The sequence below is a fragment of the Polaribacter septentrionalilitoris genome, assembly GCF_009832745.1.
Classification (GTDB): domain Bacteria; phylum Bacteroidota; class Bacteroidia; order Flavobacteriales; family Flavobacteriaceae; genus Polaribacter; species Polaribacter septentrionalilitoris.
On sequence record NZ_VRMJ01000033.1, the window covers coordinates 342,022 to 367,314 of the forward strand.

Consider the following 25,293-nt stretch of genomic DNA (forward strand, 5'->3'; position numbering starts at 1 on the left):
AAATCCACATTTTAAACTTCGGCTTTTTACAACTTTACCTTTTTTATATAATGTACTTTTGAGGTGTAAATGTTTAACCAAACAAATACAACAAAAAAAAGGGATTAATTGCGGATATGAAATTAGGGGTTCATGTCTAATATTAAGAAGAAAAAGGAAAAAGCCTTTCTGTGAAAACAGTAAGGTTTTTTTTATATTCCTAAAATCATTTTTGCGATTAAAAAATAAATTAAAATTCCGAAAATATCATTAGAAGTGGTAATGAATGGACCTGTAGCAATTGCAGGGTCTATACCTCTTTTATTTAGAAATAAAGGTACAAAAGTTCCTATTAAACCTGCAACAACAATTACAGCAACTAGAGAGACAGAAACAGCTAAAGCCAAGTAAATTTCACCTTTAATAATCCATACAAAAAGCAGTAAGAATATTGCTAAAATAAATCCGTTTAATAAAGCCAAAAGCATTTCTTTCAACAACCTACTATTGATACTTCCTTTTACGTCATCGTTAGCCAAACCTTGCACAATAATTGCAGATGATTGTACACCAACATTCCCTGCCATTGCTGCAATTAATGGTGTAAAAAAGAATAAGGCTGCGTATTTAGAAAATACTCCATGAAAACCTTCCATAATTAAAAAAGCACCAATACCACCAACTAGACCTAAGAACAACCAAGGTAAACGTGCTTTGGTTAATTCTAAAATACTATCATCAGAATCTACATCTTGTGTTAAACCAGCAGCCATTTGATAATCTCTTTCAGCCTCTTCTCTTAAAACATCTACAATATCATCAATGGTAATTCTACCCAATAAAACATTGTTATCATCAACAACAGGAACAGCTTCTAAATCGTACTTAGCCATTACTTTTGCTACTTCCTCATCATCCATATCTACGTGAACTGCATCTACTTTAGACTTGGCAATTTCAGCGATTTTTTGATCAGATTTGGCAATAATCAAGTCTTTTAAAGACAATCTTCCTACCAGTTTGTCTTCTTTATCAACCACATAAATAGAATGTACTCTAGTGACATCTTTTGCCTGACCACGAATTCTACGCATACAACCAGCAACCGTCCAAGTTTCATAGACTTTTACCAATTCTTTTGCCATTAAAGAACCTGCAGATTCATCTTCGTAAGAAAGTAGTTCTTTGATATCAGCTGCTAATTCATCATCATCTAAGGCTCTAATTACACGTTCTTGTCGGTCTTCAGAAAGTTCACCTATAATATCTGCAGCATCATCAGAATCCATTTCTTCGACTTCTTCTGCAATTTCTTTGGCTGATAAATTTTCAAGAATTTTCTCACGAATATCTTCGTCTAATTCCGTAAGGATTTCAGACGTTTTTTCGCTATCTAAAAGTTTAATGATGTAAATGGCTTCATCAAAATTTACTTCGTCTAAAACTTCTGCAATATCTGCATAATGCACTTCAGCAAACAGTTTAGAGATTGCTTTATCATCTTTATTTTCGATGAGTGTTGTTAAGTTATCGAAAAAAGTTTCTGTGATTTCAAATGCCATTATCTGCTATTTTTTGCGTGAGTGATATAAAGGCAGCAACAGAGAGTTGTTCTGGCCTTTTCGCAAATATAGGGTCTTCTTTTAAAGAAACCGAAAGATTAAAGGACTTTAAACTAGAGCGTAACATTTTTCTTCGTTGATTAAATGCTGTTTTTACCACTCTAAAAAATAATTTTTCATCAACAGGAAGTGTATAATTTTCTTTTCTGATGCATCTAATTACACCAGAATCTACTTTTGGTGGTGGATTAAAAATTGTTGGAGGAACAGTAAATAGATACTCTACATCAAAAAATGCTTGCGTTAATACAGATAGAATTCCGTAGACTTTGCTCCCTTCTTTTTCAGCAATTCTTTGTGCAACTTCTTTTTGGAACATTCCAGAAAGTTCAGGTACAAATTCTCTATTTTCAATCGCTTTAAAAACAATTTGCGAAGAAATATTATACGGAAAATTACCAATAATAGCTACTTGTTGTTGGTTAAAAATTTCTAGAAGATTCTTTTTTAAAAAATCACCTTCAATAATTTCAAACTTTTCTGATGAAGTATTGATGTTAATTTGCTCTTTTTTAAAGTTATCGTTCAAATACTCAACAGACTCACTATCAAGTTCTAAAACCGTTATTTTTGGTTTTTTTTGCAATAAATATTTGGTTAACACTCCCATTCCTGGGCCAATTTCTAAGACATTTTCGTAACCATTTTCGGTAAGTGTATCTGCAATTTTTTTTGCAACGTTTTCATCTTTTAAAAAATGCTGACCTAAATGTTTTTTTGCTTTTACAGACATATTTTAATTACTAGCATTAATAGGATAAAACTCTTTGATCAACCTTAATTCTGTTCTAAACGCTAACATTTTATCACCAAATTTTTTAATAGCTTCAACTCTTAAATTATCTGCATCTTCTTTGTAATATGCATCTAAATCTTCTCTAGTATTTGCGGTGTATTGCACAGAATAGGTTCTTCCTTCTATTTCTTGATCAACTAAAACTTCTGTGAGTTTTGCAGAAGTAAATTTACCTGTATTCAAGACATCAGATATGTGAGTTTCCATCCAAGTGAGCCACTCTTTGTGAAGCTGTTCTTCGATATTTATAGTTACGTTGTATATGTACATAGTTGGTTTTTAGTTAATGGTTTTGAGTTGGTGGTTTAGGTTGTTATTTTAAAAATTCTGACTAAAAACTAACAACCACAAACTAAATAGTATCTCCTCTAATTTTTCGATATTTTTTTCTGGCATCAACCAAATAAATACTTGAAGGATAATCAAAAATAATCTTTTGGTAGTATTCTGAGGCTTTTTCTGAGTTATTTAAATGATTTTTATACAATTCTGCCAATTCATAGTGTGCATCATCAATTAAAATACCTTCAGGATTTAGCGTAATTACTTGTTCGAAATTGGTAATTGCCAATTCAAACTTCTTTTGTTTGATGTATAATCTTGCTTGTTTAAAAAGTGCTTCGTCTTCAATAGGCTGTCCTTTAAAATCTTTTTTAATAGTATTTAAAGTATCAATTGCTTGTTGCGTTTTGTTCTGAAAAGCATACAATTCTGCTTTTGCATATTGCATTAACCCAGAAGGAATAGAATCTACAGGTTCATTATCTGTGATGATTAAAAATAGCTCTACAGCATCATTGGCAATAAGCTGTGTAGTGGAGCCTTTTAATACTTTTAGTTGTGCTTTAGCCCAGGTAAAATCACCTTTAAAATAAGAGGTTTGTGCCACTTTAAAACGAGCTTGTTGTGCTAGTTCATCCCCTTTTAATTGGGTCTGAATTTGAGAAAAATAAATCAAAGCTTTGTTATATTTTCCTGTAAACACTAAAATATCTCCTAATTTTAGCTTTATTCTTGCTTTGTCATATTTAGACCTTGAAAACCTTAAAGCTTCTTCTAAAACCAATTTTGCTTTTTGGGGTTTATTTTGATGAAAGGTTAGAAAATCAGCATATTCAACTTGCAATTTTATGGTGAGTGTGTTTTTACCAAACTCAGCAAATAAAGATTGAAATAAAGACTCTGTTTCTGCACTTTTAGTAGCTACAGCAATTTTGGACAAGTACCAATTTGCATTAATTTTTTCTTCTATTAAGGAGGAATTTTGAGTGATAAAATTAAAGGATGCCTTTGCAGCAGCATAATCTCTATTATCAAAAGCAATTTTGCCCAAACTAAATATAGAGGCTAAATCTTCTGGGTTTCTTTGATACAATGCTTTTTCTTGAATTAAGGCTTTTAGATAGTCTTTTTGTTGGGTAAATAACCAACTTAAAAGCACGTTCCAAACATCTTTTGGGTTGCTAGCAGATTTTCTTAATAAAGTTTTTCTAAAGAGAATATTTGCTTCATTTTCTGCATCATCAGTAATATACTTACTGGTATATCTTTGCACCAAACTGTAATAGTTAATGTTTTTATCAACCAAATCAATATAAGATTCAAACATTTTTTTAAAATCACCCTTTTCGCCATAAATCTGCGCAATTTGAAAACTATAATTGGCATTTTCATTTTTAACCATTGTTTTTTTATAGGCTAAAACTGCATGATCTAACAAATTATAATCTTTAAAAACACGACCTATAATTCCGCCATAAGAGGCATTGTTATCAATAGAATTTAAAGCAATATCGTAATTGATTTTGGCTAACTCTTTTTGTTGTTGGCGTTCGTAATTGTATCCTAAATACACATACAAATACCCTTGCTGTGAGTTTCTTTTTATTTTGGATTTTAGTAAATTTTCTGCTTCTAAGAATCTTTCTGTTTCTTGATAGCAAGAAATTAATTTACTAAGGTAAGTGGTGTTAAAAGGACTTTTAGTATAAAGTTTTTTAAAAATTTGAGTGGCTTTTTCATATGCTCCTTCTCTGTAATAACTTTCTGCCAACAAATAATCGTTTTGAGCATAGCTAATACTACTGATAGCAAGGAAAATAATAAAAAAAAGTGTTCTCATATCATTCAAAGATAATCAACATATATGTTAAATTTTTATTAAACCAAGAGTTTTTGAAACGTTCTTTTGTAACATTTTGGCACAAAACTTGTCTATTCTATAAATGAACTAACAAATTAAGATGATGAAAGATCTAACTAGACAATATGAAATCGCAAAACAAAACTCAAAAGAGTTTATGAAAAATGGTCAAATTAGTGCGTATTTAAATGCACTTTTAGAGATGAATAGATATAAAAGATTAATGGTTGCTATTGTAGCAAATTAATCAATTACACTAAACCCAGTATAAGGAATCAAGACTTCCGGAACTTGAATTCCGTTTTCTGTTTGGTAATTCTCTAAAATTCCTGCCAAAACACGTGGTAAAGCCAAAGAGCTTCCATTTAACGTGTGCGCTAATTCACTTTTTCCTTCCTTATTTTTAAAACGAAGTTTCAATCTATTTGCTTGAAACGTTTCGAAATTAGATGCAGAACTAATTTCTAACCATCTGTCTTGTGCTGTTGAAAAAACTTCAAAATCGAAAGTTAACGCAGCCGTAAATCCAGTATCACCACCACACAAACGCAAAATTCTGTATGGCAATTTTAATTCTCTTAAAATATCTTTGATATGTTCTACCATTCCGTTTAAGGCGTTGTAAGAGTTTTCTGGATGTTCAATTCTTACAATTTCTACTTTATCAAACTGGTGCAATCTATTTAAACCACGAACGTGTGCACCATAACTTCCTGCTTCACGTCTAAAACAAGGCGTATAACCTGTAGCTGTAATTGGGAATTCTGATGCTTGCATTAAGTTTCCACGAAACATGTTGGTAATTGGTACTTCTGCAGTAGGAATTAAAAACAAATCGTCTTCAGTAGCATGATACATTTGTCCGTCTTTATCTGGCAATTGACCAGTTGCAGTTGCAGAGGCTGTATTTACTAAATGAGGTACTTGATACTCTTTATAACCTGCTTCAACATTTTTATCAATAAAATAATTGATTAAAGCACGTTGTAACCTTGCTCCTTTTCCTTTGTACACAGGAAATCCTGCACCTGTAATTTTGTTTCCTAATTCAAAATCTATGATGTCATATTTCTTTGCCAATTCCCAATGAGGTAAAGCATTTTCACCTAAGTTAGGAATGGTACCTTCACTAAAAATGATTTCATTGTCTTCTTCTGAAGTTCCTGCTTTTACAGAAGCGTGAGGAATGTTAGGAATTTGATACAATAAACCTTTTAATTCATCGGCAAAACCAGTTAAACTTTCAGCCAATTCTTTAGATTGTGTTTTTAATTGCCCTGTTTTTTCTTTTAAAAGATTTGCTTTTTGTACTTCTCCAGATTTGAACAATCCACCAATTTCTTTGGACATTTTATTAGATTCTGCCAACACATTATCTAACTCAACCTGAGTTTTTCTTCTGTTTTCATCTGCAGTTAATACCTGCTCAATAATTGTTTCAGCGTCAGCAAAATTACGTTTTGCTAAACCCTCTAAAACAATTTGCTTGTGGTCTCTAATAAATTGTACTTGTAACATTTTTTGATGTTTTAAAGCAGCAAAGATACAGTAAGCTTAAGACTTTAGCAATGTAGTTTTAGCAATTGTTTTTGATGTAATCTCTGGCGATTTCTTCATCATTTTTTATTTGATGAATTAAGGCATCAATCGAATCAAATTTGTTCTCATCACGTAAAAAATAGATTAGTTCAATAGTTAAGTTTTTACCGTATAAATCTTGGTTAAAATCAAAAAAATGAACTTCTATGGTTTGATGATTTCCATCAACAGTAGGTCTGTTGCCAATGTTCATCATTCCAAATACTATTTTTTGATCAATAATAGATTTTACTACATATACTCCCGTTTTAGGAATGAGTTTGTAGGTTTCTTTTACATCAATATTGGCTGTTGGGTAGCCAATTTTACCACCCAATTGTTTGCCATTTACAACGTTGCCATTTAACATAAAATGATACCCTAAATAGTTGTTGGCTGTTTTTAAATTGCCACTGTGTAAAGCACGTCTAATTTTTGTTGAACTAACAGAGACATCGTTAATGTCTTGTGCCGGAATTTCTTCTACAGTAAAATCATATAAGTGGCTATATTCTGTTAATTGCACAATATTCCCTTCTCTATTTTTACCAAAATGATGGTCGTAACCAATAATTAATTTTGAAATGTTTAATTGATTGACCAATAAATCTCTTACAAACTCAAGAGCAGTCATTCTAGAAAATTCTTTACTAAAAGGATGGATAATTAAGTAATCTAAACCCGTTTTTTGAAGCAGAGATTTTTTTTCTTCAATGGTATTAATTAATTCAATATTACTGTCTTTTTGCAGAACCATTCTTGGGTGCGGAAAAAATGTTAACAACAATGATTTTTTCCCTGCTTTTTGTGCATCAAAAACCAATTTTTCAATAATTTTTTGATGTCCAAAATGAACACCATCAAATGTACCAATGGTTACAAATGTTTTTTCTTTAGATGAAAACGTAGAAATATCTTGTATTGTAATCAACAATAAAAAGTTTTAAAAACACAAAAGTACGACATCTAAATGTTAAAAACAGATTTATTTAAACGTTTAACCAAGTGTAAATTTGGTAATAAAAACGATTATTTTTAATAAAATCTTAAATTTTAAGTCTAAATAATACGGAATTCAAAAAAAATTGTATTTTGCATGTTAGTTAACAAATTAATTCAAATTATGACAAAAAAGATTTTACTAATTGCATTTATAGCATTCAGTAGTTTAGCAATGGTGGCTCAAACCACGATTACTGGTACAGTTAAAGATGCAAAAACAGGAGAAACCATTCCTGGAGCAAACATTAAAATTTCTAGAAAAGCAGTAGGTACAACTGCAGATTTTGACGGGAATTTTGTGTTAAAGGTTTCAGATACCCCACCTTTTACTCTAGAGGTATCACTATTAGGATACAAAACTCAAAAGGTAGAGATTACAAAAAACAACCAGAAGGTTGAAGTAAGTTTAGAAGAAAATGAAACTTCTTTAGATGAGATTGTAGTTTCTGCATCTAGAACTCCAGAGCGTATCATGGAGTCTCCAGTTACTATAGAAAGAATGGATATTAGGGCAATTAAAAACACTTCTGCTCCTTCTTTTTATGATGGCTTAGAAAACCTAAAAGGTGTAGATGTAAATACAAATAGTTTAACCTTTAAATCAGTAAATACTCGTGGTTTCGCCACTTTTGCAAATACTCGTTTTATGCAATTGGTAGATGGGATGGATAATTCTTCTCCAGCTTTAAATTTTGCATTGGGTAATTTATTAGGAATGTCTGAACTAGATGTAAAAACCGTAGAATTATTACCAGGAGCATCATCAGCATTGTATGGTGCAAATGCATTTAATGGTATTATGTTTATGACTAGTAAAAATCCTTTCGAAGATCAAGGAATTAGTGTTTCTGTTAAAGGAGGAATTACAAGTCAAGAAGCTGCTGGAGATAATCAATATACAGACGTAAATTTAAGAATGGCGTATGCTTTTTCTGATAAGTTTGCAGCAAAAGCTACGTTATCATATTTAGATGGTACAGAATGGTTTGCAACTGATTATAGAAATACTAGAAATGGACGATTTATAGCAGGTGATAGAAACTCGGATAGAAATTACGATGGTTTAAATGTTTATGGTGATGAGGTTTCTACGAACATTAGAGGTGTTGCTCAAACCCTAGAAGGTTTAGGTATAATACCAAATGGTGCTTCAGCTTTAATACCAAGTGAAAATATTAGTAGAACAGGTTATGATGAAAGAGATTTAATGTCTTATGAAGCAAAAAGCGTAAAATTTGGAGGATCTTTAAATTACCGACCATTTGGTGATGACCGTTTAGAAATTATTTGGAATTCTAAATATGGTATTGGTAACACCATTTATCAAGGAACAAATAGATACAACATCCAAGACTTCTTTATGGAGCAACACAAACTTGAGTTTAGAGGTAAAAACTTCTTTGTTAGAGGTTATTTAACTAGTGAAGATGCTGGGAATTCTTATGATACACGTTTTGCTGCAATCAATATCAATAGACAATGGAAAGATGATAACACTTGGTTTGGAGAATATGTAGGTGCATATTTACAATCTACATTAGGAGGTGCTACCTCAGATCAAGCACATGCCATTGCAAGACAAACTGCAGAAACAGGAAGATTAATTCCAGGTACACCAGCATTTAAGGCTGCTTTTGATAAGGTTACTGCAGACCCAGACCTTGTAACTGGAGCAAAATTTCAAGACAACACAAAATTATATCACGCAGACGCAAATTATAATTTAAGAGATATTATTGATTTTGCTGAATTTCAAGTTGGAGGTTCTTATAGACAATATGTATTAAACTCTAATGGAAGTATTTTTACAGATAATGATGGCCCTATAGATTATGATGAGTTTGGAGTGTATACACAAATGCAAAAGAAATTTTTAGAAGATGATCGTTTAAAATTAACAGCTTCTATTCGTTATGACAAAGCACAAAACTTTGATGGTAATTTTTCTCCAAGAGTTTCGTTTGCTTATGCAGCAGGAGAAAATAAAAATCAAAACTTTAGAGCATCTTTTCAAACTGGTTTTAGAAACCCAACAACACAAGATCAATATATTGGTTTAAATGCAGGTAGAGGGTTTTTAGTGGGTTCTGCTCCAGATAATCTAGACAGATATTCAACTCAGCCATTAACAGTAAGTGGTATAGGACAAAACTTTACAGGTTCCCCTACTATTTCTGTTTCAGGTAGAGCTGCTTATGAAAACGCATTTTCTGCGGCATCTGTAGAGGCTTTTGCAGCCGGACAAATAGCTGCTCCAACAGCTGCAAATGTAGCTTTAGTGAAGCCAGAAAGAGTAACTGCATATGAAGTTGGTTACAGAGGTTTAGCTCCTGTAGGAGATGCTAACATTACAATTGATTTAAGCGTATATTATAATCAATATGAAGATTTTATTGCCAATAAAAATGTTGTTGTTCCTTTTTATGGAGATGTTGCGCTTACGCAAACAGCACCAGTTGGTCCAGGAGGTGCACAAGTTCCTTTAGCTTTGGTTGCTTTAGGTAATAGTGATTTTACAGCTTTTCAAACCTACACAAACTCTGCTGCAGATGTTAGTTCTTATGGAGCATCTATTGGGTTAAATACTAAAGTTTTAGACGGTTTTAATTTAGGTGTAAATTATACGTATGCTAAATTTGATTTTGACCAAGCTAGTGATCCAGATTTCCAAGCAGGATTTAATACTCCAGAACATAAAGTAAAATTACAATTTGGTAATCCTAATGTATTTGAAAACTTTGGGTTTAATATCAATGCAAGATGGCAAGATGAATATAGATGGGAAGCAACTTTCCACAATTCAACAGTTACTGCAAGAACCATCTTAGATGCTCAAATTAACTATACAGTTCCTAGTCTTAAATCGGTATTTAAATTAGGAGGAGCTAACATTTCAGGAAATGAGTATGTAAGTGCTCCTGGTGTTGGTGCTATTGGTTCTCAATACTATTTATCTTGGACAATTAATAATTAAAAAATTAGAATATTTTATGAAAAATTATAAATATATAGCATTGTTTCTTTTATCTCTAGGATTTGTTTCTTGTGAAGAAAGTAACGATTTTGAAGCTATTGCAGAAGAAACCCCTGAGGTTGTTGAGTTAAATACAAACGGATTAGATTTTTCTAACTATGTTTCTATTGGAGCCTCTTTTACTGCAGGATTTACAGATGGAGCATTATTTATTGGTGCTCAAGAAAATTCTTTTCCAAATATTTTAGCTGGTAAATTTGGTACAGAATTTAATCAACCTTTGATGAGTGATAATATTGGAGGATTTGTTCTTAATGGTAATGTTGTGCAAGCACCTAGATTAATTTTTAATGGTAGTGCTCCTCAGAGATTACCAGCAACACCAACCACCGTTTTAGGCGCAAGAGCATCAGGAACATCATTTAATAACTATGGTATTCCAGGAGCAAAGAGTTTTCACTTAACGTTTCCTGGTTATGGTGCTTTAAATCCGTATTTTGGAAGAATGGCATCAAGTGCAACAGCAACTGTTTTAGGAGATGCTGCTGCTCAAAACCCTACTTTTTTTACATTATCGGAAGTAGGAGGTAATGATGTTTTAGGTTTTGCAACTAATGGAGGGTTTAATCCAGCCACAGGTACAGACGCTATTTATCAATCAGACAACACAGTTAGTCCTGCAGCTTATGGAGCAAATGATATTACAAATACAGATGTTTTTGCTTCTATTTTCTCTGGTATGGTTACTCAACTAACAGCTAGTGGTGCTAAAGGAGTAGTAGCTACTGTTCCAGATATTACTTTATTACCTTTCTTTAATACAGTACCTAATGATGCTTTAGAACTAGATGCTGCAACAGCTGCTAGTCTTACAGGGTTTTTCCAAGCGGTATCAGGTATCTTTATTCAAGGAGCTATAGGGCAAGGAGTTCCTCCTGCTCAGGCTCAGGCATTAGGAGCGCAATATGCGTTGACTTTTACAGAAGGAAAGAACAGATGGGTTATTGATGTACCAGTCACACAAACAAATCCTTTAGGATTTAGACAGATGACAGAAGACGAGTTGTTAGTATTAACAATAGATCAAGGCGCACTAGCACAAGGTTATGGTAGTGTTGCATTAACACCAGCTGTACTACAAGTTTTAGGAAAATTACAAGCAGGAGCTCAAATAACACCACAAGAAGGAGGAATGGTTTTGGCAGCAGTAAATGGTATTGATGATAAAGATGCATTAGATACAGATGAGTTAGCAAGCTTAAAAAGCGCTACAGATGCTTACAACGCAACAATAAAAGCGATTGCAAGTTCTAACAATAATGTAGCTTTGGTAGATTTAAATGAAATCTTAGAAGAAGCTGCTATGGGAATTCAATTTGATGGTTATACTATGACAACAAGTTTAGTTACTGGAGGATTGGTAAGTTTAGATGGTATTCATTTAACTCCTAGAGGATATGCTTTAATGGCAAATAAAATTTTAGCTGCAATGGATGCTAAGTTTGGTTCAAACTTTACAACAGCTACTGATGGTTTGGCAAAAGCAGGAGATTTTCCAACGAACTTCTCACCGATGTTGAGGTAGTTTCAAAATATTTTCATCCTATAAAAATAGGTTGATGACAAAAAAAAGCCGGTAAATTTATTTACTGGCTTTTTGTATGATAGCAATTAAAGTATCATATAACATTGTCAACTCTTTTGGTGGATATTCGTGATCAAAATCTGAAGAAACATAGGTTATCCCTTCCTTTTTTATAACAAAATGCGCAGATAGCGCTCCGTCTGTAAAACGTTTTTCTGTTGGAGCCTTTAAACCTTTTATTTCCGAGAGTTTTATTTTAGAAACCTCTACATGTATTCTTTTTATATTTTCTTCTTTTAAATTGATTAATTTATCTTCTGAAGTAGATCTTAAGGTCAATGAATTTTCTTTGTAAATTATAATTACAGAGCTCCCTCTAGTTCTTGCAGTATATTCTATTTCTAAAGAACCCTCTAAACTTTCTTGTTGCGCATTACAATTAGAAAACAATACAACAAATAGTAAAAGGGTGATATTAAAATTTCTCATAATTATTTATAAGTAAAAAGGCATCATTTTGTGATGCCTTTTTTATTATGTATGTAAGCTGTAATGATTAGTTTCCTGCTATTGAAGCTCTAGCGCCACCAGCAGCAAAAATTGCTCTCATTCTGTCTTTTTGACCATTAGAAAACATATTCATACAAGAATCATCTGTATAATCCATATAGTTCATAAATTGATCGTTAGAACGACAATGGTATGCTGTTGTAGGGCATCCATAATTTGGTCTGTCTGATGATGGAGTATCTGAAACAAAATCGTCTCTGTTACATCTACCATCTCCCCAAATATGACGTAAGTTCAAGTAGTGACCTACTTCGTGTGTAGTTGTTCTACCACCATCAAAAGGAGCAGCAACATAACCAGTTGTACCAAAATATTGAGGTGAAACCACAATACCATCTGTAGCAGAATTACCACCTGGAAATTGAGCATACCCTAAAATACCTCCACCAATATTTGCTACCCAGATGTTTAAGTGAGTAGATGGTGTTACAGGAGGATAAGCGCTTTTTACAGCATTATTAGTTCCCCAAGATGTAGTTGAATTTGAATATCTAAAGGTATTTGCTAGTGTGAATGAAATTTCTGTATCTGCTGCAACTCCAGAAAATTCATTTGGAGTATTGTTTGCATCGTTATTTGTTCTTCTAAAATCATTGTTTAAAACGCTTATTTGAGAAGCAATTTGAGCATCAGAAATATTTTGATTAGAGTTACTGTAAACTACGTGTACATATACAGGGATGTTTATAACACCTAAGTTATCTCCTCCTGTGTCTCCACCACCATCATTACCTCCGCCACCATTGCCTGGTTTTCCACCTCCAGCACCATCTGGTTTTTTACCTGCAATAAACTTTCTAGTAGCATATTCGATATCGTACATTTTTTGGTATAATCCTTTGTTTTCTTTAAGTTGTCTGTTTAAGACTCTCATAGTGTAACATTCTTTGGTAGATTTCCCTTTTGCTGGACCTTTAGATTCTACATGGTCTGTGTGCACATAGAAATCACTCATGTCAATTTTTGATTGTTGTTCATTTGGTAAGTCAGTAGTATTATCTTGACATCCAATAAAAGTTCCTGCTGCTAAAAGCAACGCTAATAATCCTTTTTTCATCATGATTAATTGAGATTTTTGGGGTTAAAAAAATATGTTAAATGAAGTTAAAAAGTTAAGGGTATGGCAATGATTTTGTTTAAATAGCAACAAAACACCATTCTTTTGTTTAAAATTTTAACGATACGAATATAGAGTTTTTTTTTGAATCCACAATTTTGAAGCAAAAAAATACCTCTAGAGGTTCTCTAAAGGTAAATATGTTTTTGTTAAATCGTAAAATTAAGACAACATCATCACTGCTCTTTTTACACCAACCACCAAAGCATCAATTTCTTCTTTTGTGTTATAAAATGAGAAAGAAGCTCTTATTGTACCAGGTATTTTATAGAAGTCCATAATAGGTTGTGCACAATGGTGTCCTGTTCTTACAGCTATGCCTAATTTATCTAAAATAGAACCAATATCATAAGGATGAATAGTACCCACATTAAAAGAAATCACAGCCGTTTTTTCTTTTGAAGTTCCGTAGATTTTTAAACCTTCAATTTTTAAAAGTTCTGATGTTGCATAGATTAACAATTCGTTTTCATACGCTGCAATATTCTCAAAACCTACTGAATTCATATAATCTATAGCAGTTCCAAAGGCAATTCCGCCACAAATATTAGGTGTTCCTGCTTCGAATTTATGAGGCAAACCTGCATACGTAGTTTTCTCGAAAGTTACCGTTTCTATCATTTCTCCTCCACCTTGATAAGGAGGTAGCTTTTGCAACCATTCTTCTTTTCCGTATAACATTCCCATTCCTGTTGGGCCACATAATTTATGTGCAGAAGCAACATAAAAATCTACATTTAAGGCTTGTACATCTGGTTTTATATGTGGAGTTGCTTGCGCACCATCAATTAAAACAGCAGCACCAACTTTATGAGCCGCTTCAATAATTTCTTCAATTGGGTTTACGGTTCCTAAAGCATTAGAAACATGATTACAAAACACCAATTTTGTTTTAGTAGTAACCAATTGATGAAAAATAGCCATTTCTAATCCGCCTTCATCATTCATCGGAATTACTTGTAAAATAGCGCCCGTTTTTTCGCACAACATTTGCCAAGGCACAATATTAGAATGATGTTCTAAAGCAGAAACAATTACCTCATCACCTTTGTTTAAAAGTGATGCAAAACCAGAGGCCACCATATTTATACTGTGTGTTGTACCAGATGTTAAAATAATTTCATGAGCCTTTTTTGCATTAAAATGATGTTGAATTTTAATACGCGCTTCTTCATATTTATCTGTTGCTTCTTGACTTAACGTATGCACACCTCTGTGAATATTTGCGTTGTAGTTGCTGTAATAATCAACAATAGTATCAATAACAACTTGTGGAGTTTGCGAAGTTGCTGCATTATCAAAATACACTAGGGGTTTTCCGTGAACAGTTCTTTTAAGAATAGGAAAGTCTTCTCTAATTTTATCAACATTAATCATACAAATCATTTTAAAAGACAAAGATAAAATATGATTCTTTAAACTCGTAGAAATGCCAATAGGAATTTGTTATTACACTACTTTCGAAACCAATTTCACCAAAAAACCAACTCCGTTTTGAATGTTTGCAATAGCATTGGCTTTCTGATCATTAGACAAAGTAGCGTTATTGATTTCTTTTAAAACCGATAAAGCATCTGTATTTGTAATATTACTTTCTGAAATAAAAGTATCTATTTCTGATGTTTTTAAACTTGTTAAACCTGCTAGCTGATTCTTAAATTCTGAATCTGTTTGTGTAGCTGCTTTTTCTGCTAAGGCATTCCAATCGATATTGCTCATAACTTAACTTATTTAATAATTTTTTCAACTTTTAATAATTTACCCATTCTTAAGCCTGTATTGTTTAATAGGCTATCCATTTTACTTTCTATTTCTTTAAAGTTTAATTTACCACCTGTTAATTGATTGATACCTGCCAACGCATTTTCTTCATCTGTTTTAAGCTTTGCAGCAGCATTAATGAGGTTTTGTAATGATGAGGTGGCCTTAGCATAAGAAATAAAATTGGTATTTAAACCTGATACAATTTGCTGTTGCTGTTTTAATAATAAATCTTGTAAAGAATCTCTTTTTCTGTTAATAACTGGTACAATTGCTTTAATAATATTTGGCAATTCTTTTTTGTAATCTACATCTGCAGGCAATAAATTTTGATATTTTTCAATAATTGCAGGAGTATAAGTATTGGTGATAAAACTGTTTAAACGAGCTCTTCTTTCTGTGAATAATTGATTGACCAAAGAAATATTTAATTGATGCATAGCATCACCTTCATCAACAATATCTTTGGTAAGTTTTGGTGTGGATTTTGGAATGCTTACACAAGAAGAGAGCCCAATAAAGAGTACAATTAAAATTGATTTTTTAAACATTAGTTTGACGGATTTGAGGTTAAAAATATGCTCTTAATTCTGTTGATGAGTCCTTGCAAAATGCTAAAAATTGCATCCGAAGAAAACCCACCAATCAAAGCCAAAACACTTTTGTTAAATAGGTTTATTTTTTGAGGATCAGTAGTGTAAAAAGCAATGATTTCTGACATGATTAAACCCGCAATAACTCCTAAAAGAATTTGAGATACATAAGAAATGGCGTTTTCAGGAATTAATGCGCCTTTTTTTAATGATTCACTAACTTCTTTTAATAAATAAAATAACACACCTAAACCTGCTACAGAGCCTAAATACGCAATGTTTAACAATAATGAAACTCCACTATTATTCATCATTCCTTTGTCTAAAGAATCATTATTAACTTGCGTAGTCATTCCTGTTGCGATGTAAGCAATCAGAAAAAATAACGCCAATAAAATTAAATTTCTAAGTAATGGAAGTTTATAAAAAATCGATTTTCCATTACTTTCTTGGTTCAGTTTTTTGGTATACTGAATGGATTTTGGTGTTGCTGGTGCTACGTTTTTACACAATAAATTGTGGGCGTTTATCAAATCATCAACACTACTATTTTGTATCAAAGCGTTTACTTTTGTATTTACTGTTATTCCGTTAAAAACAGCAAAAGATAACATACTGTTAATCTCTTTACTCATTTCAGAAATTACTTCTTCAGAAATACCAGGAGCAGCTTTTTTAGAAGCTACTTTCTTGTTTGATGAAGAGGTGTTTGTAAGATTTGACGTTGTTGCCATAGGAAACGATGATTAATAATGAACTATAAAACTATATAAATAAGTGAGTTATCGTTAGAGAAGAAAGCCTTGGTTTTAGAATCGGGTAATTTTACGTACTTTAAAGATTTGAGTTATTTTTACAAAACCAAATTTATTTTCAATGAAAATTTTTAAGCGAATTCTTCTTTTACTCTTAGCATTAATTGCAGTAACTGTAGTGTACAACTATCCAAAATTGAACTTATTAGCAGGTTATTCAGCAAAAAATACAGCTTCTTCAGTTTTTGTTGCAGGTAGAACATTAGAGTTAACAGATGCTACAGACAATAATTTTTCTCCTGTAAATTTAGCATCAGACAAAGTAGATGTAGAAAATAAAATAGCTACTGCTTCAGCCTTTGGGTTGTTAACTAGAAAAGCAGTATATAGAAAAGGTTTAGGCACAGTGTTAACTTTAACAGAAGAGGATGAAACTGCAAGTTACTTATCACCAAAAAGGTTACAACCAGATAATGCTACTCCTTACCCATATGGAAATGCACCTCAAAAAGATACTATTTTTGCCAATATCAATTACAAAACACTAAATACAGCTGTAGATTCGTTATTTAGAGAACGTAATAAATCGAGAGCAGTTGTGATTTTATATAAAGATCAAGTTATTGCAGAAAGATATGCAAAGCACTTTAACAAAGATTCAAAATTATTAGGATGGTCTATGACCAAAAGTATTTTAAGTACTGTTTTTGGAGTGATGCAACACCAAGGAAAATTAAACGTGAATGATAAAGCACCTATTGCTTCTTGGCAAAATGATGAACGTAAAAACATTAGCATCCACAATTTATTACAAATGAATTCAGGTTTAGAATGGGATGAAAATTATGATGAAATTTCGGATGCCACAAAAATGTTGTTTTTAGAACGCGATATGACTAAAATGCAAGAAAATAAACCTTTGGTAGGGAAACCCAATGCAACTTTTAACTACTCATCAGGAACCACAAATCTGTTATCAGGAATTTTAAGAAAACACTTTGACTCGCATCAAGAATACTTAGATTTTTGGTACACCAATTTAATCGATAAAATAGGGATGAACTCTATGATCTTAGAAGCCGATTTAAGCGGAAATTATGTAGGTTCTTCTTATTCTTGGGCAACTGCAAGAGATTGGGCAAAATTTGGATTGTTATACTTGCATAATGGCAACTGGAATGGAGAGCAACTCTTTACCAAAGAATGGGTAGCGTATGCAACAACGCCAACACCTACTTCTAAAGGAACCTATGGAGCGCAATTTTGGTTAAATGCTGAACAGCAATTTAAAGACGTTCCTAAAAACATGTATTTTGCTGATGGTTATCAAGGACAAAGAGTGTACATTCTCCCAGATCAAGAACTGGTAATTGTACGTTTTGGTTTGAAGAATTTTATGGAAAATGAATTTTTGAGACAAGTTATTAAAAGTGTTCAATAAATCTAAAGAGATATGATGCATTAGTGCATCATGTTGTTTTATTGTATAAAAAAACCGATACAATAGTATCGGTTTTTAAAATTTATAATCTCAAAGAGTTTTAGAAACCACCACCTGTAGCAGTAGGAGTACTAGCTGCTTGAGCAGATTTTGGATTTAATATTAGGTATGTTCCCATAGCAGTTAAAGCTGCATACTTACCATAATTTCCTATTTTTTTTATCGCCTCTTTTCTTGTGATATCATTTTTTGAATTGTCTTTCATAATTAAAATTTTAAAGTATGATTTTTTTTGTGATACTACCTTTACTACTTTCTATATTAACAACATAAATACCTTTAGATAATTTAGGTAATTTTATGTTCTTTTCGCTATCTAGTGTTAGAGTAGAATTTAGAATTTGTTTCCCTAGAATATTGTATAATTTAAAACTGATGTTTCCATCTATATTTCCTGTTAAACGTAAGGTTTGATCATTAAACTTGTAAATACGAACGCCTTCTAATAAGGTGTTTTTAGTACTTAATGCACTATTTGATTTTGTATGTAGATAAAAGCGACCAGTACCATTTAAAGCTTCATTTAAAGTAACTTTATACTCGCTATTTAATTCGTCTATACGTGTAATTGTATTGGTAGTTGTATCTTCTATAAACACTTTAATATCTGTTGGAAGATTTTCTATCTCTGTAGAAAATGAAATTTCTTTCCCTGCATCAGCAGAAATACCAACAGGTACAACCATAGATTCAAAATCTTTATTTGGTAAAGCTTGTATTGCTAAATTCTTATCACTATCATTAGAAACTACCTTTGTGTAAATAGAAAAACCATTACTACCAAATAGAGAACCATCATAACCATTATCAAAAGCCTTAGTTACTTTTTTATGTTCTAAATAATAAATATCTGTATCTCTAATAGAATTACCCTCTTTTACTTTTAAGTTTATTTTTGTAGTTAAATTATTGCTTTTTTGAAAAGTAGGTGTAGCTTGGTGTGATTGTAACTCTCTATTAATTACAAAAGATGATGCACTAGCAGCTTTTACAAAAAATCCTTGACCAGGAGCAATATTTAAAGCATCTCCCACACCAACAACAAATGTATCATAGCCTCCAGCACCACCATTATTGGCTTGATTCCAAACCCAAATAGTTGCTTCGTCTAAAATACCAGAATTTGACGCTAAAATATTTGTAGTGTTTGCAGGATTGTTTGCTGGGATGTAAGATGTAAATGGGTTCCCTAAAAAGTTAAAACCATTTCCAGTATTTACAAGAGTTGTACTAAAATCAGTTGCAGAAATATCACCAGAGAAATCTAAAGTACCACTACCACCATCAAGATTTATAGAATATCCTTTTCCAAGTACAAAGTTTCCTGATGCATTAGCACCATCTTGATAATAAGTCCAAGTATCATCAGCTGTATTATAAGTACCTAATGCAATATTATCTGTTTTTCCTGGAGTAGTACTTTGTTGTAAGCCAGAAGCAGCTACAAACGCATCTATGTTTTGTCCTGTAACTGGAGAAGTAATATTATACCAATTGGTAGTAGCCAAATCTAAAGAAGCTTTTACATTATTTTCCAAAGCAGTTTCGTTACCTAAAAGGATTAAAGAACCTCCACTTTCAATTATAAGAACATCATCTGCAGGAGATAGAATTTCTCCTGTAACCGTAAGTCCAGCGCCAGAAGCAATACTTAATGTTGAGCTACCAACTAATCTTATGTTTCCAGCAAAAGTTTCACCAGAAGGAATCGTAACAGTTTGATTTATAATGGTAACAGAACTAGAAGAAGTAGGTATACCAAAAGACCAGTTTCCAGCATTATTCCAATCATTATCTCCAGCTCCATTAGTAAAATTTGTTAAACTCGTATTAATTGTAAAAGAAGCAGAGCTAAATGGAGTAATATTGTCAGCATTAGCTAAACTTTGAGGATCTACACCATCCCAATTTGATGTTGTGTTTATTATTGAAAAATAATTACTGTAGGATGCTTGGTCACCTCTAGAACCTTTGTATCTTCCTTGATCTGGATTTGTTGTAGAAACAGTATCTCCATTACCTGCTAAACCATAAGTGTTATTGTTCATTTGCAAGAAATCTGTACCTACAGTTAAACCTGTACCCGCTAAATCTGTAGTTACAGTTTCGTTTTTATAACCCGTAAGAAATAAACTAGGCGTATTTTTATCTGAGCCTAAATAAGCAAATGCAGTTTCACCAGGATTTAGTAAATTCATTGTGCCATCTATTGTTATAGACCCAATAGAAACATCAGAAGTTCCAGTATCTATTCCAGTAAAATGGATTATTCTACCCGCTATTATAACGTTATTTCCTGAGTTCCAAGTTAAAAAAGCATCTGTTCCGCTTGCTGTAAAAGAACCACTATTTGTTTCATCCCATTCGTAATCTGTAAAATAAATGGTAGTATTTGCAGGAATATCAGCTAATGCAGCTATTGCAAAGCCATCAGCAGCATCAGTATCAAAACCAACAAAAGCAATATCTCCTTTAGAAGGTGTATCTGTATCTATAGTAAAATTAGTTGGAGAAGAAGGTAAGTAATTAACACCACCTGCATTTGTCACTTCCCAATTGGATGGTTGGTTTATCGTTACAAAATAATCGCTAAAAGAACCTAAGTTTGCTCTTTCTCCATTATATAAACCAGCATCAGGTACTGAAATTGATTTTGTAGGCCCAAGTTCAATAAAATCTACACCTGGTGTTAGAGATGTACCTGTTAAATCTGTACCCACAGCTCCATTTCTATATCCTGTTAAAAATAATGTAGGTGTATTTTCATCAGTTCCTAAATACGCAAAAAGTGTTTCTCCACCATTTATTAAATTCATAGTTCCTCCAGATCTAGTAAGCGAACCTACTGATACTGAGGCACCTCCATTTTCAACAGTTCTATCTACATTAGTAAATGTTATAATAGTTCCTGCACTTATTGTTGAAGCACCACTATCCCAATCTATAATTGCATCTGTACCACTATCAACAAAAGCAGTTCCAGTTTCATCCCAGTCAGAATCTGTAAAATAGATGGTTGAGTTTGCTGCTATGTCTGCTAAAGCGACTATAGCAAATCCATCTCCAGTACCATCTGTATTATAGCCAACAATGGCAATGTCTCCTTTAGATTGTGCAACGGTTCTTGAAAATAAAGCACTAAAAAACAGAAAAGTAAGTAATAGAAAATAATTTTTTTTCATAATATTTATTATTTAATTATACAAAAGTATGAATATTTATAAAAAAAATGGCTTATTGAAAAAGAATTGTGATTTTCATGGTTTTTTAACTAAAATAATAAGCTAATAATAAAAACCTCTCACAAAGAGAGGTTTTTATTATTGTATTTTAGATTAACTTTTTCCTTTTATTAAACTTGTAGCGACAGCAACTATTCCTAAACCAATTGTAATATAAGCACTTGTATTGTCTTGGGCTTCTAGCAAATCTACATCGCCAATTGAGACTTGAGTTTCTGGAATGACCATGGTGTAAATTCCATAAGTTAATAAGACAATTCCTGCAATTAATAATACGAGTTTGATACTTTTATTCATAATATTGGTTTTTTGATTAATAATTACTTAAAATTAGATAAACTATTAAAACAATATTAACTCGTATCAAAGAAAAGTGAACGGAATCAATTATAAATCAAAACCAACTTTCACGTTTAATTTTTTGGCTATTAGTTTTGTTATTCTTTGTTTTACCTCTGGTATTTTAACGCTTTCTAAAACTGTATTTGCAAAGGCAAACATCAACAAAGCTCTACCTTCTTTTTGCGGAATTCCACGTTGTTGCATATAGAATAAAGCATCATCATCTAATTGACCAATAGTACAACCATGAGAACATTTTACATCGTCAGCAAAAATTTCTAATTGTGGCTTTGCATTAATAGTTGCTTTATCACTCACCAAAACATTGTTGTTTTGTTGATATGCATTGGTTTTTTGCGCTTCTTTTTCTACAATTACTTTACCGTTAAAAACACCTGTAGAACGCTCATCATAAATACCTTTGTAATCTTGATGAGATTCACAATTTGGTTCTATATGATGTACTAAAGTATGATGATCTACGTGTTGTTTACCTTCTATAATTGTGATTCCTTTTAAGATAGAATCTATATGTTCTCCTTTTTGATAAAAGTTTAAATTATTTCTGGTGATGTTTCCTCCAAAAGAAAACGTATGCACAGAAACCACACTATTAGATTGTTGTTCTATATAACTATTATCTACTAGAGAAGCTGTAATTTCATCATTCTGAATCTTGTAATAATCTACATTAGATGCTTTATCAGCAAAAATTTCGGTAACCACATTAGTTAGTACAGCATTGCTTGTTAAACTCTGATGACGCTCTATTATTTGAACTTGAGAATTCTCTCCAACAATAATTAAATTACGTGGTTGAATCATAGAAGCAGCTTCAGAACCTGTAGTAAAGTTAAGAATCTGAATCGGTTTTTTTACCTCAGTATTTTTAGGAATATTGATATAGGCACCTTCTGTAGCAAAGGCAGTATTTAACGATGTTAAATTGTCTTGTTTAGCTACCTTGTTAAAGTATTTGTCTATTACAGGTTTGTATTTTGCATTTGTAAGTGCAGAAGACATTAAACAAACATCATAATGTTCATGAGTAGTTTGTGACAAAAATGAACTGTATTTACCGTTGATAAAAACAACCTTATAAGCATCTATTTCATGAATAAAGTATTTTTTTACATCAGCGAGTTCTATAGCTTCAACCCTATCAGGAAATAAACTGTAATCTTGCTTTAATACTGAGTTTAATGAGGTGTATTTCCAAGCTTCTAACTTTCGAGTTGGGAAACCCAATTCTTCAAAATTTTCTAGAGCTTCAGATCTAATTTCGTGTACATCTGTATTGGTGTCTACACGATTTTCAAAAGCCACATATGATGATAATAATTTATCTTTTAATTCCATTTTTTTTAGTTTTAAAGTTGTCAGTTTTTAAAGTTTATAAAGTTTTGTTTTACCTCAACTTTATAGCTTCTCCAACTTTTAAACCAATTCTTGTTTAATCCAATCATACCCTTTTGCTTCAAGCTCATGGGCTAAAGAAGCATCACCCGTTTTTACAATTTTTCCATCGTGTAAAACGTGTACAAAATCTGGGATAATATAATCTAACAAACGCTGGTAGTGTGTAATTACAATGACAGCATTGTCTTTAGATTTTAGTTTGTTTACCCCATTTGCAACAATACGCAAGGCATCAATATCTAAACCAGAATCTGTTTCATCTAAGATGGCTAATTTTGGTTCTAACATTGCCATTTGAAAGATTTCGTTACGTTTCTTTTCTCCTCCAGAAAACCCTTCATTTAAAGAACGACCTAAAAATTTACGATCAATTTCTAATAATTCTGATTTCTCACGAATCTTTTTCAACATATCTTTAGCTGGCATTTCTTCTAAACCTTGTGCTTTACGAGATTCGTTAATTGCAGTTTTGATAAAGTTGGTTACAGAAACTCCAGGGATTTCTACTGGATATTGAAACGATAAAAAGACACCATTGTGCGCTCTTTCTTCTGGTGCTAATTCGCTAATGTCTTCTCCATTAAGTTCAATTGTACCTTCAGTAACTTCATATTCTTCTTTTCCTGCAATTACATTGGCCATGGTACTTTTTCCAGCACCATTTGGTCCCATAATTGCGTGAATTTCTCCAGCGTTAACTTGTAAATTCAATCCTTTTAAGATTGATTTTCCTTCTATTTCTGCTTTTAAATTTTCTATTTTTAACATGTTCTTTATGCTATTGGCTTCTAGCTTTTGGCTATCAGCATTATTTTATTGTTGATATACTTTTTTTAGTTGATAAAAATCTGTTTATCCTACAGAACCTTCTAAACTAATTTCTAATAATTTTTGAGCTTCTACGGCAAACTCCATAGGAAGTTTATTTAATACTTCTTTACTAAACCCGTTTACAATTAAAGCAATGGCTTTTTCGGTATCAATACCACGTTGATTACAATAGAACAACTGATCTTCACCAATTTTACTGGTGGTTGCTTCGTGTTCTATTTGTGCGGATTTATTTTTGGCTTCTATGTATGGAAACGTATGAGCTCCACATTCATTACCCATTAACAAAGAATCACATTGAGAGAAATTACGCGCATTTTCTGCTCTGGAATTTATCTGAACTAAACCTCTGTAACTGTTTTGTGATTTTCCTGCAGAAATTCCTTTAGAAATAATGGTTGACTTGGTGTTTTTACCTAAGTGAATCATTTTTGTTCCTGTATCTGCTTGTTGATGGTTGTTTGTTACTGCAATTGAGTAAAACTCACCTACAGAATTGTTACCTTTTAAAACACAAGAAGGATATTTCCATGTAATAGCAGAACCTGTTTCTACTTGTGTCCAAGAAATTTTTGCATTGTTTTCGCACAAACCTCTTTTGGTTACAAAATTGTAAACCCCACCTTTACCAGATTCATCTCCTGGAAACCAGTTTTGTACGGTAGAATATTTAATTTCTGCATCATCTAAAGCAATCAACTCAACTACAGCAGCGTGTAATTGGTTTTCATCTCTTTGTGGAGCTGTACATCCTTCTAAATAAGAAACGTAGCTACCTTTATCTGCAACCACTAAAGTTCTTTCAAACTGTCCTGTTCCACCTTCATTAATTCTAAAGTAGGTTGATAATTCCATTGGACAACTAACTCCTTTTGGAATGTAGCAAAAAGATCCATCAGAAAAAACAGCAGAATTTAAAGCTGCATAAAAGTTGTCTGAGGTAGGAACCACAGAACCAATATATTTTCTCACCAATTCTGGGTGTTCTTGAATTGCTTCAGAAATAGGCATAAAAATAATACCTTTTTCAGCTAATGTCTTTTTAAAAGTTGTTGCAACAGAAACAGAATCCATTACAATATCCACTGCTACATTAGCTAGTTTCTTTTGCTCGTCTATAGAAATCCCTAATTTTTTAAAAGTTTCTAATAAATCTGGATCTACTTCGTCTAAACTATTTAATTTCGGTTTTTTCTTTGGAGCAGAATAATAAGCAATTTCCTGAAATTCTGGTTTTTTGTAGGTTACATTTGCCCACTCAGGTTCTTCCATTTGAGACCAAACACGAAACGCTTCTAAGCGCCATTCAGTCATCCATTCTGGTTCATTTTTCTTTTTTGAAATTGCACGAACCACGTCTTCATTTAACCCTTTTGCAAAGGTTTCACTTTCTATTTCTGTATAAAAACCGTACTCGTATTCTTTGGTTTTTAACTCTTCTCTTAAATCGTCTTCTGTATACTTGCTCATAGTAGTTTATCTT

General features: G+C 32.3%; 22 protein-coding genes. 4 read left to right on the plus strand and 18 right to left on the minus strand.

Annotation, left to right across the window (positions count from 1 at the left end):
• Nucleotides 1–191: 191 nt before the first annotated feature.
• The 4 genes from mgtE to FP421_RS08865 all read right to left on the minus strand — a co-directional run bounded on the left by mgtE (nt 192) and on the right by FP421_RS08865 (nt 4,519).
• Nucleotides 192–1,541 carry a magnesium transporter gene (mgtE, locus tag FP421_RS08850; RefSeq protein WP_159949683.1) on the minus strand — a complete coding sequence of 450 codons (1,350 nt, stop codon included), beginning with the start codon at nt 1,539–1,541 and terminating at the stop codon, nt 192–194.
• A complete protein-coding gene (gene rsmA, locus FP421_RS08855; protein ID WP_159949685.1) occupies nt 1,531–2,334 on the minus strand; it encodes a 16S rRNA (adenine(1518)-N(6)/adenine(1519)-N(6))-dimethyltransferase RsmA in 804 nt (267 codons plus the stop codon). The genes mgtE and rsmA overlap by 11 nt, the downstream gene beginning before the upstream one ends.
• 3 nt (nt 2,335–2,337) lie before the next feature.
• Nucleotides 2,338–2,667, minus strand: coding sequence for a DUF4286 family protein (locus FP421_RS08860; RefSeq protein ID WP_159949687.1), 330 nt, complete (start codon nt 2,665–2,667; stop codon nt 2,338–2,340).
• Nucleotides 2,668–2,749: 82 nt separating this feature from the next.
• Nucleotides 2,750–4,519, minus strand: a complete 1,770-nt coding sequence (locus FP421_RS08865; RefSeq protein WP_159949689.1) for a tetratricopeptide repeat protein — start codon at nt 4,517–4,519, stop codon at nt 2,750–2,752.
• Nucleotides 4,520–4,640: 121 nt separating this feature from the next.
• Between FP421_RS08865 and FP421_RS08870 the strand changes: the two genes are divergently transcribed.
• Nucleotides 4,641–4,787 (plus strand): hypothetical protein, encoded by a 147-nt coding sequence (locus tag FP421_RS08870; protein ID WP_159949691.1) that lies wholly within the window; start codon nt 4,641–4,643, stop codon nt 4,785–4,787.
• Here the strand turns inward: FP421_RS08870 and serS are convergent.
• Both serS and FP421_RS08880 read right to left on the minus strand, forming a co-directional pair.
• Nucleotides 4,784–6,058 carry a serine--tRNA ligase gene (gene serS / locus FP421_RS08875; protein WP_159949693.1) on the minus strand — a complete coding sequence of 425 codons (1,275 nt, stop codon included), beginning with the start codon at nt 6,056–6,058 and terminating at the stop codon, nt 4,784–4,786. The two genes, FP421_RS08870 and serS, sit on opposite strands and share 4 nt — an antisense overlap.
• 58 nt (nt 6,059–6,116) lie before the next feature.
• Entirely contained in the window at nt 6,117–7,049 is a 933-nt protein-coding gene (locus FP421_RS08880) for a bifunctional riboflavin kinase/FAD synthetase (RefSeq protein WP_159949695.1), read from the minus strand.
• A 192-nt stretch (nt 7,050–7,241) separates the two neighbouring features.
• Here FP421_RS08880 and FP421_RS08885 point away from each other — a divergent pair, with 192 nt between their 5' ends.
• Together FP421_RS08885 and FP421_RS08890 are read left to right on the plus strand one after the other, a co-directional pair.
• Nucleotides 7,242–10,094, plus strand: coding sequence for a TonB-dependent receptor (locus tag FP421_RS08885; RefSeq protein WP_159949697.1), 2,853 nt, complete (start codon nt 7,242–7,244; stop codon nt 10,092–10,094).
• A 16-nt stretch (nt 10,095–10,110) separates the two neighbouring features.
• Nucleotides 10,111–11,679, plus strand: a complete 1,569-nt coding sequence (locus FP421_RS08890; protein ID WP_159949699.1) for an SGNH/GDSL hydrolase family protein — start codon at nt 10,111–10,113, stop codon at nt 11,677–11,679.
• A gap of 57 nt (nt 11,680–11,736) precedes the next feature.
• Here the strand turns inward: FP421_RS08890 and FP421_RS08895 are convergent, their stop codons facing one another.
• From FP421_RS08895 to FP421_RS08920, 6 genes are all read right to left on the minus strand, one after another.
• The gene (locus FP421_RS08895) at nt 11,737–12,168 is read right to left on the minus strand and encodes a hypothetical protein (RefSeq protein WP_159949701.1); all 432 of its coding nucleotides are present in this window, start codon (nt 12,166–12,168) and stop codon (nt 11,737–11,739) included.
• A 67-nt stretch (nt 12,169–12,235) separates the two neighbouring features.
• Nucleotides 12,236–13,309: a zinc metalloprotease gene (locus FP421_RS08900; RefSeq protein WP_394350696.1), complete on the minus strand. Its 1,074-nt coding sequence runs from the start codon at nt 13,307–13,309 to the stop codon at nt 12,236–12,238.
• A 219-nt stretch (nt 13,310–13,528) separates the two neighbouring features.
• Nucleotides 13,529–14,743 (minus strand): aminotransferase class V-fold PLP-dependent enzyme, encoded by a 1,215-nt coding sequence (locus tag FP421_RS08905; protein WP_159949946.1) that lies wholly within the window; start codon nt 14,741–14,743, stop codon nt 13,529–13,531.
• A gap of 72 nt (nt 14,744–14,815) precedes the next feature.
• Nucleotides 14,816–15,085, minus strand: coding sequence for a hypothetical protein (locus tag FP421_RS08910; RefSeq protein ID WP_159949703.1), 270 nt, complete (start codon nt 15,083–15,085; stop codon nt 14,816–14,818).
• Nucleotides 15,086–15,093: 8 nt separating this feature from the next.
• A complete protein-coding gene (locus tag FP421_RS08915; protein ID WP_159949705.1) occupies nt 15,094–15,678 on the minus strand; it encodes a hypothetical protein in 585 nt (194 codons plus the stop codon).
• The gene (locus FP421_RS08920) at nt 15,678–16,454 is read right to left on the minus strand and encodes a hypothetical protein (RefSeq protein WP_159949707.1); all 777 of its coding nucleotides are present in this window, start codon (nt 16,452–16,454) and stop codon (nt 15,678–15,680) included. Before FP421_RS08920 ends, FP421_RS08915 begins: the two co-directional genes overlap by 1 nt.
• A gap of 142 nt (nt 16,455–16,596) precedes the next feature.
• On the opposite strand from FP421_RS08920, the gene FP421_RS08925 reads away from it, so the two are divergent.
• Nucleotides 16,597–17,916 carry a serine hydrolase domain-containing protein gene (locus FP421_RS08925; protein ID WP_159949709.1) on the plus strand — a complete coding sequence of 440 codons (1,320 nt, stop codon included), beginning with the start codon at nt 16,597–16,599 and terminating at the stop codon, nt 17,914–17,916.
• 100 nt (nt 17,917–18,016) lie between these two features.
• Here FP421_RS08925 and FP421_RS15115 read toward each other — a convergent pair whose 3' ends face one another.
• The 6 genes from FP421_RS15115 to sufB all read right to left on the minus strand — a co-directional run bounded on the left by FP421_RS15115 (nt 18,017) and on the right by sufB (nt 25,280).
• Nucleotides 18,017–18,181 (minus strand): hypothetical protein, encoded by a 165-nt coding sequence (locus FP421_RS15115; protein WP_201288821.1) that lies wholly within the window; start codon nt 18,179–18,181, stop codon nt 18,017–18,019.
• 10 nt (nt 18,182–18,191) lie between these two features.
• Complete coding sequence (locus tag FP421_RS08930) at nt 18,192–21,158, minus strand: T9SS type A sorting domain-containing protein (RefSeq protein ID WP_159949711.1); 2,967 nt, start codon at nt 21,156–21,158, stop codon at nt 18,192–18,194.
• Between the two features lie 153 nt (nt 21,159–21,311).
• A complete protein-coding gene (locus FP421_RS08935; protein WP_159949713.1) occupies nt 21,312–21,515 on the minus strand; it encodes a hypothetical protein in 204 nt (67 codons plus the stop codon).
• Nucleotides 21,516–21,605: 90 nt separating this feature from the next.
• Nucleotides 21,606–22,919 (minus strand): Fe-S cluster assembly protein SufD, encoded by a 1,314-nt coding sequence (gene sufD / locus FP421_RS08940; RefSeq protein ID WP_159949715.1) that lies wholly within the window; start codon nt 22,917–22,919, stop codon nt 21,606–21,608.
• 78 nt (nt 22,920–22,997) lie between these two features.
• Complete coding sequence (sufC, locus tag FP421_RS08945; RefSeq protein WP_159949717.1) at nt 22,998–23,747, minus strand: Fe-S cluster assembly ATPase SufC; 750 nt, start codon at nt 23,745–23,747, stop codon at nt 22,998–23,000.
• A gap of 84 nt (nt 23,748–23,831) precedes the next feature.
• Complete coding sequence (sufB, locus tag FP421_RS08950) at nt 23,832–25,280, minus strand: Fe-S cluster assembly protein SufB (protein ID WP_159949719.1); 1,449 nt, start codon at nt 25,278–25,280, stop codon at nt 23,832–23,834.
• Nucleotides 25,281–25,293 lie beyond the last annotated feature (13 nt).

What these genes read in the sequence shown, in the direction of transcription:
- FP421_RS08870 (WP_159949691.1), top strand. Translation starts at nt 4,641, where the DNA reads ATGATGAAAGATCTAACTAGACAATATGAAATCGCAAAACAAAACTCA.
- rsmA (WP_159949685.1), bottom strand. Translation starts at nt 2,334, where the DNA reads ATGTCTGTAAAAGCAAAAAAACATTTAGGTCAGCATTTTTTAAAAGAT.
- sufB (WP_159949719.1), bottom strand. Translation starts at nt 25,280, where the DNA reads ATGAGCAAGTATACAGAAGACGATTTAAGAGAAGAGTTAAAAACCAAA.
- FP421_RS08930 (WP_159949711.1), bottom strand. Translation starts at nt 21,158, where the DNA reads ATGAAAAAAAATTATTTTCTATTACTTACTTTTCTGTTTTTTAGTGCT.
- FP421_RS15115 (WP_201288821.1), bottom strand. Translation starts at nt 18,181, where the DNA reads ATGAAAGACAATTCAAAAAATGATATCACAAGAAAAGAGGCGATAAAA.
- FP421_RS08885 (WP_159949697.1), top strand. Translation starts at nt 7,242, where the DNA reads ATGACAAAAAAGATTTTACTAATTGCATTTATAGCATTCAGTAGTTTA.
- FP421_RS08920 (WP_159949707.1), bottom strand. Translation starts at nt 16,454, where the DNA reads ATGGCAACAACGTCAAATCTTACAAACACCTCTTCATCAAACAAGAAA.
- FP421_RS08890 (WP_159949699.1), top strand. Translation starts at nt 10,111, where the DNA reads ATGAAAAATTATAAATATATAGCATTGTTTCTTTTATCTCTAGGATTT.
- sufC (WP_159949717.1), bottom strand. Translation starts at nt 23,747, where the DNA reads ATGTTAAAAATAGAAAATTTAAAAGCAGAAATAGAAGGAAAATCAATC.
- sufD (WP_159949715.1), bottom strand. Translation starts at nt 22,919, where the DNA reads ATGGAATTAAAAGATAAATTATTATCATCATATGTGGCTTTTGAAAAT.
- serS (WP_159949693.1), bottom strand. Translation starts at nt 6,058, where the DNA reads ATGTTACAAGTACAATTTATTAGAGACCACAAGCAAATTGTTTTAGAG.
- FP421_RS08935 (WP_159949713.1), bottom strand. Translation starts at nt 21,515, where the DNA reads ATGAATAAAAGTATCAAACTCGTATTATTAATTGCAGGAATTGTCTTA.
- FP421_RS08865 (WP_159949689.1), bottom strand. Translation starts at nt 4,519, where the DNA reads ATGAGAACACTTTTTTTTATTATTTTCCTTGCTATCAGTAGTATTAGC.
- FP421_RS08895 (WP_159949701.1), bottom strand. Translation starts at nt 12,168, where the DNA reads ATGAGAAATTTTAATATCACCCTTTTACTATTTGTTGTATTGTTTTCT.
- FP421_RS08910 (WP_159949703.1), bottom strand. Translation starts at nt 15,085, where the DNA reads ATGAGCAATATCGATTGGAATGCCTTAGCAGAAAAAGCAGCTACACAA.
- FP421_RS08860 (WP_159949687.1), bottom strand. Translation starts at nt 2,667, where the DNA reads ATGTACATATACAACGTAACTATAAATATCGAAGAACAGCTTCACAAA.
- FP421_RS08925 (WP_159949709.1), top strand. Translation starts at nt 16,597, where the DNA reads ATGAAAATTTTTAAGCGAATTCTTCTTTTACTCTTAGCATTAATTGCA.
- FP421_RS08905 (WP_159949946.1), bottom strand. Translation starts at nt 14,743, where the DNA reads ATGATTAATGTTGATAAAATTAGAGAAGACTTTCCTATTCTTAAAAGA.
- FP421_RS08900 (WP_394350696.1), bottom strand. Translation starts at nt 13,309, where the DNA reads ATGATGAAAAAAGGATTATTAGCGTTGCTTTTAGCAGCAGGAACTTTT.
- mgtE (WP_159949683.1), bottom strand. Translation starts at nt 1,541, where the DNA reads ATGGCATTTGAAATCACAGAAACTTTTTTCGATAACTTAACAACACTC.
- FP421_RS08915 (WP_159949705.1), bottom strand. Translation starts at nt 15,678, where the DNA reads ATGTTTAAAAAATCAATTTTAATTGTACTCTTTATTGGGCTCTCTTCT.